Here is a 9,314-nt window from a genome sequence, read left to right on the forward strand (position 1 = left end):
TAGGTAGTGTGGACTGGAAGGTAGAGGAATAAACACCTGACATGAATAGCGGCGATGAAGGAAGCGGTGAGCTTTGCATAGCGCGTAGCAATTCCCCGCCAGCGCTTGAGGGCGCGGAAGACGTTTTCAATGACGTGCCGCGCCCGATACAGTTCATGACTGTACGCTCTTTGCTCTTTCCGGCTTTTAACCGGAGGGATGACTGCTGCTATATCCGCTTCTTTAAGCATATCGAGCAGCTCGTTCGTGTCATACGCCTTGTCCGCAAGGAACGCTTCCGCTTCCAAATCCTCCATAAGGAGAGGCGCTTGATTACAATCCGCGACAGTACCGCTTGTCACAATGCCGCTTGCCGGTATCCCGTACTCGTCAACCGCCAAATGTAATTTGCTGTTCAGCCCCCTTTTGTGCGGCTAATGTCCTGACTGCCGCCTTGTGCCCCGCATGCGTCTGCGTGTGCCTTGATATATGTCGAATCTATCATAAAGATATCTCCGGCAGGCTCGCCTATTGCGGCGTCCGCCAGTATTCTCCATATTCCCTTGTCCCGCCAGCGGCAAAACCGCTTGTGTATGCTGTTCCAGTTCCCGAATTCTGGCGGCATGTCTCTCCACGGAGCGCCCGTGCGCGTCTGCCACGCTACCGCGTTGATAAACAAACGGTTGTCTTTCGCCACTCCCCCGCGTTTCCCTGCCTGTCCGGGCAGCAGTTCTTTTATCCGTTCCCACGCCTCGTCGCTTATATCGTGCCGGTGAATGCCTTCATTTTCTTTCATGCTTCCTGTTTTACCTCTTTTTTCCTCTTTAGTCCATACTACCTAGCATATTTCCCCGCTAATGTCTGGCGGCTCACAGGTAAAGGTTGCCTGTGCACAGGCAAGAGCTGGCGGTGTTCAGGCAAAGGTTGCCTGCGTGCGGAAACCGCCGCAAAGCCCGCTCGGTAGGCACGGTAGGTTCGCCTTCGGTTTACGGCTTATAGGCTTTCGCTCTTTGGTGCGCATGAAGCGGGACGTTTGGTGCGCATAAAGCGTTCCCCTTGCAGGGGAATGTCCGAGTTCCTTGAGGGAACTCGGCATAGTGGGTGGCATAAAGGTTTGCGCCCCTCGGTGAATTGCTCGGCAGGCAACTTGGTGGAAACTGCGACAGAGTCTCCTTGATAAACTCGGTAGCCGCTTATTCGCATTACGGCTCTCTACGCCTTACCTCTACGCTGCGAGTCTGCAAAGTAAACACGCCGTAAAGCCCGCTCGGTAAGCACGGTAGGTGTGCCTTCGGTTTACGACTTATAGGCTTTCGCTCTTTGGTGCGCACGAAGCGGGACGTTTGGTGCGCATGAAACGTTCCCCTTGCAGGGGAACGACCGAGTTCATTGAAAGAACTCGGCATTAGAGGCTCTCGTCCTTTGGCGGGCGTCAAAGGAGGCGTTTGGTGCGCATGAAGCGTTCCCCTTGCAGGGGAACGACCGAGTTCCCTGAAGGAACTCGGCATAGAGGCTCTCCCCCTCGGTGAATCGCTCGGCAGACACGGTAGCCGCTTATCCGCCCTGCGGCTCTCTACGCCTTACCTCTGCACTGCGAGTTTGCGCCGCTTCGCTTACCGCAAACTCGCGGGCATGGCGGGCTGGTGAACGGCATAGGGGCGGCAAACAAACAGGCATCCTTCTCCGCCGCCCCTCGGTAAGTCTTCACGGTAGCCGCAGTAGCCGCTTATCCGTACTACGGCTCATAGCCGCGCCCTCTCGGTGAATCGCTCGGTAGGCAACTATGCGGAAACCGTCGGCATATTGCTCGGTAGCCACGGTAGGTGCTTATCCGTATTACGGGCTTTATGCCGCCTGTCGGGTAAATCGCTCGGCAGACAACCAGCCGCTTGGTGCGCGGGTAAAATGAAACACGAGCAGGTTTCAAGGCGAAATACGGGCAAGTTTCAAGGCGAAACACAGGCGTGTCTCAAAGCCAGACACGAGTGCATAGGTACATGGGATTGACACGCTTTTAGGGGTTTATTACAGTCCTGTCTGCAAGCAGCCGCCAATGCGCCCGGCCGAAACGGACGCGGCACGTACCGAAGCCGGGCGCGGCGGTGGCGGCAAAGCGGACGCACGGAGTGCGTTCAGAACGCAAGACAACAGTCGGCGGACTATACGAGTAAAGGAAATGGGATGAAGACGACTTTTATTGCAATGATTGGAACAGCGATGATGCTACTGGCGGCGGGGTGCAAAAACGATGCGCCTTCCGTGCCGACCGGCGAGGAAAGCTTGTTTATAAAGAGTTTACCAGCGTTGAAGCCTTGCAAGACTATCTTGCGGGCAGCAGGGCGGGACTGACCCCAACGCGCCTGTTTCGCTTGCCTCTCCGCCGTAATGCTCACGATACCAATCATTCATTTGTAAACCGAGCCAAATATATCTGCCATTTTTGATATTGTGTTTTTAAATTCTTCCTCTGTTTTTAGTTTTACTTCATTCAACAAAACATTGTCATTTGTATTTGATTTCTCAATTTTATTGATAAAATCAAATGTTTCTTTTTGAATTTTTTCAAGCAAACTATGGTATTCCTGCGTTAATACGCCAAGTTGTTTTATTGACTCCATTTTTATATTGGCATCAGTAAATACTCCCGCATAATTTTTGTATTTTTCTCTATAAGCAACCATATCTGCTTCTTTTTGGATAATAAAATTATGTTCCATTCTTTCTTTTTCTTCTTCATAAGTGCTACTATTTATTAATAGTTTAAGAACGATAGGTATTATATATATTACTACCACAACTAGAAAGACAACTATTGCGCTAAAATAACTTTGCAAAGCTTCATTTTGAACAGGCAATGTTCTAAACATGATATAATTTTTAATAATATATCTTTCAAGCGCGTATGAAGAAACAAGCGAAACAAGTATAATAGATGCGGCAAAACTAAATGTTTTCACTCCAATAGTATATTTCACAGTCTTTCGTATTACAGACAAGATACCCCAATAGCCTATGAACATTATAAATCCATAAAATAATGAAATAAAAACAGATAGCGCAACATTCCCATTCAATACTGAATTCACAGTTATACACATAGTAACTATGGATAGTATGACTACATTTAATATTCCGACTCCCGCGGCAATAAAGCCATTTTTTTCAGTTGAGCATTTTTGTAAAATCTCCAAATTTGCCCCACCGATAAAACACATGCTTTTTACAAATTTATTCATAATTAGACGCCGTTTTAATTCTGGTTTAGCTTAGTTTTAAGAGCTTCTTTGAAGCCGTCTAGCAATTCACTGATAGTAGCAAAAAACATTTCTTGTTCTTTTTGAAGATTTTGTTTTAATTTATTATAGAGAAATTCATTGCCTTTATATTTCTCTGCGTCTTTTGTCTGCCTGTCTATACGTTCTGCAAACGCACTTGTACTACGATCAAAAGTATCCATCATTTCAGAGATTTTCCTTTGCGAAAATTCTGTTAGGTCGGTTCGTATCTGCATGGCTTGTTGAGATAGATCGCCCTCATATCCTTGCAGTTTTGATTTTATTATCATTTGTCCTTCATTTCTTGTTAGTTCAAGTTGGACATTGATATAGGCTTTTAACATTTCCTGACGAGTCTTAAATACATCTCGCATATTCTGAATAGTAAATTCTTCATTTTCTTTCAGAATTCGTCCGGGAAACATAAGCCCAAATAAACCGGGACGTCTTCTAATTTCTGATTCCACGACAGCCGCCGCGTCATTTGTACCGGTTTGTATCATTGCTTTTAAATTCTTTGCAACCATCTGCAAATCTTCTGGCTTGGAATCACCGAGTTTCGGCAAATTTTGTCGTTCGTCCATAAAATCCTCTAAAACAGTTACGCAAGCAAATCGTTTTTTCCGCGCATAGCCTGATTTTTCTAAAATATCGTCTACAGTTTTGACTATAGTACCGTCAACTTTCCTTAAACTGGAGTGTTCAGCTTCGCTGAGCACTCTATGTCGTCTGCAAGTTCTGCCGACAATTTTTCAACCTTGACGCTATCAGCATACAAACACATAACCAACGCTACGGCACTCGTAACACTCGCATGGCGCAGTTTTATAGCAAGCTGAGTGTATGCTTCTCGTAGAAAAACATAGCGGCTTTCTAGCGTTTCGTCAAGCGCCTTTTGCGGCAGGACGGGGAAGCGCCGGAAGCGGGCGCTTCCCCGCTTTTTTTGCGTCGCCGAAGCCCCCGCGGTGCACAGGCAAAGACTGCCCGCTCACAAAATTTTTTGCGTGACTCACAAAATTTTATGCGTCGCTCACAAAATTTTTTGCGTGACTCACAGGATTTTATGCGCCGCCCACAAAATTTTATGCGTCGCTCGCAAGGTTTTTTGCGCCGCTCACAAGGTTTTTTGCGTGGCTCACAAAATTTTATGCGCCGCCCATAAAATTTTATGCGTCGCTCATAAAATTTTATGCGCCGCCCATAAAATTTTATGCGGGACTCGCGGGACCTTGCGAGCGGCGCATAAAGTTGTATGAGCGGCTTAAAAATAGGTGCACACGGCTCGCGGCGAAGACCGGAATGCCGCGCAAAACAGCGCGCGGGAGCGGGCGAATAGGCGGAAGCGTATGCCGGAAACTTCAGTGCAAGGACCGCGGCGGGGCTGCTATACAGAAACTGTATAACAAAACACTGTTTTGATAAAATATTTTAAGCCCCCGCTTGTCTGCATAAGCAAGGAGTTGTTTATGCAGAAAAATTCAAGGCTGTTTTACATTTCGCTGGGGCTGCTCGGCATAGGGCTTATGGCGGCGGTGTTCGGCACGATAACCATGTGGCTCTGGAACGCGCTTTTGCCGCCGCTTTTCGGGCTGCCGGCGCTGAGCTGGCTGCAAGCGGCCGGACTGCTGGCGTTGTGCCGGGTGCTGTTCGGCGGGATTACCGGCGGTTTAGGGCGCATTGTCGGCGGCGGCGGAAGGCGGGACGGCGCAAACTTGTTTCGGGGCAGGTGGAACGCGCTGTCTGACGAACAGCGGCGGCGCCTTGCCGAAGAAATTAAGAAGCGGCGCGGCTTTGACCCGCGGGGCGCTTTTGACTGCGGCGGCGCTTGGTCTGATTCCCGCAAGCGGGACGGCGACTGCGGCAAAGAAGACGCGGACAGCGGGAAGGGCGAGTAGAATACGGCCGTGCCGCAGACGACTGTCGCTCAAGCCTTTGCCGATTTTCGTGACAAACTGGCGTTTTTTATCCGCAAGCGGGTATCGCGCATAGAAGACGCGGAAGATATTCTGCAGGAATGTTTTTATCAGTTTGCCCGCGTGAACGAAATCGGCAAACCGGTGGAACAAACGGCGGCGTGGCTCTACCGCGTGGCGCGCAACCTCATCATAAACCGTTACAAAAAAAGGCAGGAAACGCAGTTACCGAGCGTACACGGCGACGATGACGCGAATTTTCTGGACGAAATCAGCGACGTGGTTTTTGGCGAGGAAACGACGCCGGAAACGGAATATCTGCGCGGTCTTGTGTTGGACGAAATTGAAAATGCGGTGAATGAGCTTCCTTCGGAACAGCGCGAGGTCTTTGAATTGACGGAATATTACGATATGCCCGTAAAAGAAATTGCGAAAAATACCGGCGTTTCGGTCAATACCGTGCTTTCGCGGAAGCACTATGCGGTGCTTCATTTGCGGAAGACGCTCAAAGAATTGTATGCAAATATTGTTCAAAAATAAATAAAAACTAAAATATTTCTTCCGTGCGTTTGTCTGCTTCATCAAGGAGAACAAAGCAATGACACCGGTAATACAGGTTCAAAACCTGACCAAGCGTTACAAAAACACGCCGAAGAATTCGGTAGACAATATCAGTTTTACCGTAAACGAAGGTGAGTTTTTCGCCTTCCTCGGCGCAAACGGCGCGGGAAAAACAACGACCATTTCTATCTTGACGACCACCCTTGGCAAAACATCGGGGGACGTTGCTGTTGCGGGATACGATATAGACGCGGACGCGAAAAACGTCCGTTCCCATATCGGCATCATCTTTCAAAAACCGTCCCTCGACCTCGACCTTTCGGCGGAGGAAAACATACGGCTTCACGTTTGCATGTACGGAATGTACGGGTATCGTCCGTTTTTTAAATGGATGCCCAAAGCATATCAAGAACAGGTTGTGAAGCTGGCGGAGATTATGGGTATAAGAGACAGTTTGCGGAAACCGCTCAAAACTCATTCAGGCGGTATGCGGCGGAAGATAGAAATCATCCGCAGTTTAATGCACCGTCCCGCAGTGCTCTTTCTTGACGAGCCGTCGCAGGGACTGGACGCGGTAAGCCGCCGCTCTTTGTGGGAATATATTGACCAAATCCGCACAGAATACGGCACAACCGTATTCCTCACAACGCACTATATTGACGAAGCGGAAAACGTAGACCGTCTATGTATGATTAATAAAGGGAACATAATATTTTCCGGCACCCCATCCGAACTCAAAAGCGAACGTAATCAAAAATCGCTTGAAGACGCATATATCAATTTGCTCACCGATGATGTAGTACTGCCATATTCAGCCGATGAACGCTGGAATAGACCGAAGGAGGAGCGGCGTGAATAATTTTTCAAAAGAAGTAAACGCGGTTGTTACCGTTGCAATGCGCGACATAGCTGTCTCGCTCAAGTCTCCGTCCCGCGTCGGCATGGCGTTAATCTGGCCCGTAATGATGCTTGGTATGTTCGGCAGTCAGCTGTCGCAAAATATGGGCATACATATGGGGTACGACTTTAATCAGTTTATGCTGGTGGGAATGCTGGTGTTCGGCTTGTTTTTTATCACGATGAACGGAATTGCCTCTCTTGTGGAAGACCGCGTAACTGATTTTACGCAGGAGATTCTGGTGTCGCCGGTTTCCCGATATTCAATAATCTTGGGTAAAATAATCGGCAGTTCGTTTATGAGTTATGTCCAATTTTTCGCAACGATTATAGTGGGGCTTTTTATCGGTGCGCGCCTTAGCGGTTCACAAATTTTGTTGTTGCTTGCAATCTCGCCGCTGGTAAATCTTGCGGCAGGTTCTCTGTCCGTTCTGTGTATCGGCTTTATCCAAAAAAGCGCCACGGCAAACGTGGTATTGATGATGCTCGGTATGGGGCAAATGTTTTTATCAGGCGCCATGATACCGATAAACCATTCGACCGGCTTTATGGCGGTACTGAGCCGCCTCCTGCCCATGACTTATTGTGTTGACCTGACCCGCGGGCTGTTTTATGGCGGCTCGTCGGGTACAATGACTATGTACGCCCCTGCGGTCAACCTGTTAGTCATCGCTGCTTTTACGGTCGTGTTCTTTATCGCGGGCACTACCGCTTTTGTGAGAGCGGAGAAAATCCGGTAAAGGCACGGAAGCAGCGCCGCCGTTCTTGGCGGTACTCAATTGAAATACTTAATAAAATGAAATTGAAATTCTGAATATGCAAATGGCGAAAACACATTAATAGTGGCTCATTTGTTCAACGCGTCAATTATCCGTTGTTTTTCGCCGCTTTCGTTTGTCCCGCAGCGAATAAACGGCAACCCATACTTCTCAAGGATTCCATTCTTTAGCTTGTCCCGTTCCGCTTGCTTAGTTCCTTCTTTGTGAAAACGGTAGCCGTCAACCTCCACGACAAGCCGCGGCGTTTTGCCGAGCTTATCGAAGATGAGAAAATCGACGTGTGTCCAATCATTTGCAGCGTACTGCTTTTCGTCTTTATTTAGCTTACTCAAGTTACGAACAATCATTTTCAGCGGAACGTGTACGGCAACGCCGTATTTCAAAAACCGTTCGTCTTTCAGTACGCCGCTTATCAAGGCAAATATGAGATTTTCGCTGTCATACTCCGATACGCGCTTTTGTTTTGCAAGAAAGGTTTTGCGCTCTTTCGCATAGCTACGGTACAGATAGTCGAATACGGAACGAACCTCGCTTTTGACAACTTCCCTATTGTTGTATTTGATATACCGCACGAGGTCGCCGATATTCGTGTCGCGCTCACTGTCGGCGGCGCTCACCACCACTATCAGCTGTGTAATGGCGCGGGATACCGCCACGTTTAGGCGGTTCGCGTTGTCGGCGAACTCCCCCACCTCGTTATCGACGGTAGAAAGCACTATGACGTCGTTCTCGCGCCCTTGAAATTTATCCACGGTGTCAGCCGTAACCGCCGTTCCGGCAAACGCCGACTGGAGCGCGTTAGTCTGGTTACGGTACGGCGTGACTATCCCGACTGACCCGTTGGAAATATCGAGTTTCTGCTGCGGAATAACTTCTTGCTTAATCACGTCGATTTGCCGCTGATTAACGCGGTCGCGGGCGTGATTTCCTTCGACGGTCTGATAGACGGCAAGAGGCTGGCACTCGGACTTTTGCTCGGTGAGAATAATAAGCTCTCCGTTGTAAAATTTTTGGTTGCAGAACTCAATAATCTTCGGGTGGCAGCGGTAATGCTCACGGAGCAAAACGCGCGGAGCATTCGGAAATAATTCCGTAACGGCGGAGAGCAAACTGTGGTTTTTATAGCGGTATACTTCCGGCAAGCCCGATTCGGCGAAAATCTTGTCGGTTGTTTTAGCTGTCCGGCTGTCAACTACGTTCGGCAATTGTTTTAAATCGCCGACAATTACCGCTTTCTTCGCGCACGATAAGGCAAGCGCGCCCGTGGCGAGGTCAACCTGCGACGATTCGTCGATAAGCACATAGTCGTACATAAGCGCGCTCGACAGACTGCTCCGCAGAGAGTATGTCGTGCTGAGGATTACGGGATACGCGGCGATAAACTCCTCCGAGTTTTTCCAAAGGTCGGTACTGTCAAATTGTTTCCGTGCGCCGCTGCCGTATTTTTCGGCGAGTTTATCACGGAACACCTCCGCCGAAAGGCTGGAGTACTCGCGCATTCTGGCGTCAAAGTCGAACGCTTCGAAGCTCGTATAAAGCGCGGAAACAGCGACGGTCAACTCTTGAATATTTGCTTCATAATAGCGCTTTTGAAAGAGGGCGACCATTGTTTCCGGCAAAACGCCATAAAACGCTTTGTCTGTAACATTGCGCCCCAAGTGGAACCGCTTAGGGATTTTTTCGTTGACTGTATAGTGCTCGCACACACACCATAATTTCACAATCTGCGGAGAAATAGCGCGAAACGCTTTATCCCGTATGCCGTACCAGAAACGGTTTTTCAAACACACGACTTGCGCCACAGCGCTTATACACGTAAATAAGTATAGCGACTAATTGACATCATTAATAGTGTGAGGTTTATATGTATAATATAACTTTGATTTGCACAATGCACAGAGAAATAGGAA

Annotated in this window: 10 protein-coding genes; 5 read left to right on the forward strand and 5 right to left on the reverse strand. The window is 48.6% G+C overall.

Translation table 11 applies throughout. The annotated features are described in order from the left end of the window. From AWU74_RS11150 to AWU74_RS09025, 4 genes are all read right to left on the reverse strand, one after another. Positions 1-775, reverse strand: a protein-coding gene (locus AWU74_RS11150) for an IS5 family transposase (protein ID WP_162505159.1) whose coding sequence is annotated in 2 segments (ribosomal slippage) — positions 1-397 and positions 397-775 — 776 coding nt annotated over the 2 segments. Because the reading frame shifts where the segments join, the coding sequence is not laid out codon by codon here. This gene is flagged as partial in the annotation. A 1,363-nt stretch (positions 776-2,138) separates the two neighbouring features. Continuing rightward, positions 2,139-2,384, reverse strand: a complete 246-nt coding sequence (locus tag AWU74_RS12365; RefSeq protein WP_187151001.1) for a hypothetical protein — start codon at positions 2,382-2,384, stop codon at positions 2,139-2,141. Further along, entirely contained in the window at positions 2,385-3,215 is an 831-nt protein-coding gene (locus AWU74_RS09020; protein WP_062328977.1) for a hypothetical protein, read from the reverse strand. A gap of 14 nt (positions 3,216-3,229) precedes the next feature. Next, the gene (locus tag AWU74_RS09025; protein WP_062328979.1) at positions 3,230-3,973 is read right to left on the reverse strand and encodes a hypothetical protein; all 744 of its coding nucleotides are present in this window, start codon (positions 3,971-3,973) and stop codon (positions 3,230-3,232) included. 176 nt (positions 3,974-4,149) lie between these two features. On the opposite strand from AWU74_RS09025, the gene AWU74_RS13050 reads away from it, so the two are divergent. The 5 genes from AWU74_RS13050 (at position 4,150) to AWU74_RS09045 (ending at position 7,365) form a co-directional block, all read left to right on the forward strand. Then, positions 4,150-4,416, forward strand: a complete 267-nt coding sequence (locus tag AWU74_RS13050) for a hypothetical protein (protein WP_238580304.1) — start codon at positions 4,150-4,152, stop codon at positions 4,414-4,416. A 304-nt stretch (positions 4,417-4,720) separates the two neighbouring features. Next, positions 4,721-5,149, forward strand: coding sequence for a hypothetical protein (locus AWU74_RS09030; RefSeq protein WP_162505160.1), 429 nt, complete (start codon positions 4,721-4,723; stop codon positions 5,147-5,149). 9 nt (positions 5,150-5,158) lie between these two features. Further along, positions 5,159-5,707 carry an RNA polymerase sigma factor gene (locus AWU74_RS09035; protein WP_062328982.1) on the forward strand — a complete coding sequence of 183 codons (549 nt, stop codon included), beginning with the start codon at positions 5,159-5,161 and terminating at the stop codon, positions 5,705-5,707. A gap of 58 nt (positions 5,708-5,765) precedes the next feature. Continuing rightward, positions 5,766-6,587, forward strand: a complete 822-nt coding sequence (locus tag AWU74_RS09040; protein ID WP_162505161.1) for an ABC transporter ATP-binding protein — start codon at positions 5,766-5,768, stop codon at positions 6,585-6,587. Next, positions 6,580-7,365: an ABC transporter permease gene (locus tag AWU74_RS09045; protein ID WP_228378637.1), complete on the forward strand. Its 786-nt coding sequence runs from the start codon at positions 6,580-6,582 to the stop codon at positions 7,363-7,365. Before AWU74_RS09040 ends, AWU74_RS09045 begins: the two co-directional genes overlap by 8 nt. A gap of 107 nt (positions 7,366-7,472) precedes the next feature. On the opposite strand, the gene AWU74_RS09050 is transcribed toward AWU74_RS09045, so the two are convergent. Further along, positions 7,473-9,188, reverse strand: a complete 1,716-nt coding sequence (locus AWU74_RS09050) for an AAA domain-containing protein (RefSeq protein ID WP_062328985.1) — start codon at positions 9,186-9,188, stop codon at positions 7,473-7,475. Positions 9,189-9,314: the final 126 nt, after the last annotated feature.

This window comes from Treponema endosymbiont of Eucomonympha sp. (assembly GCF_001028545.1).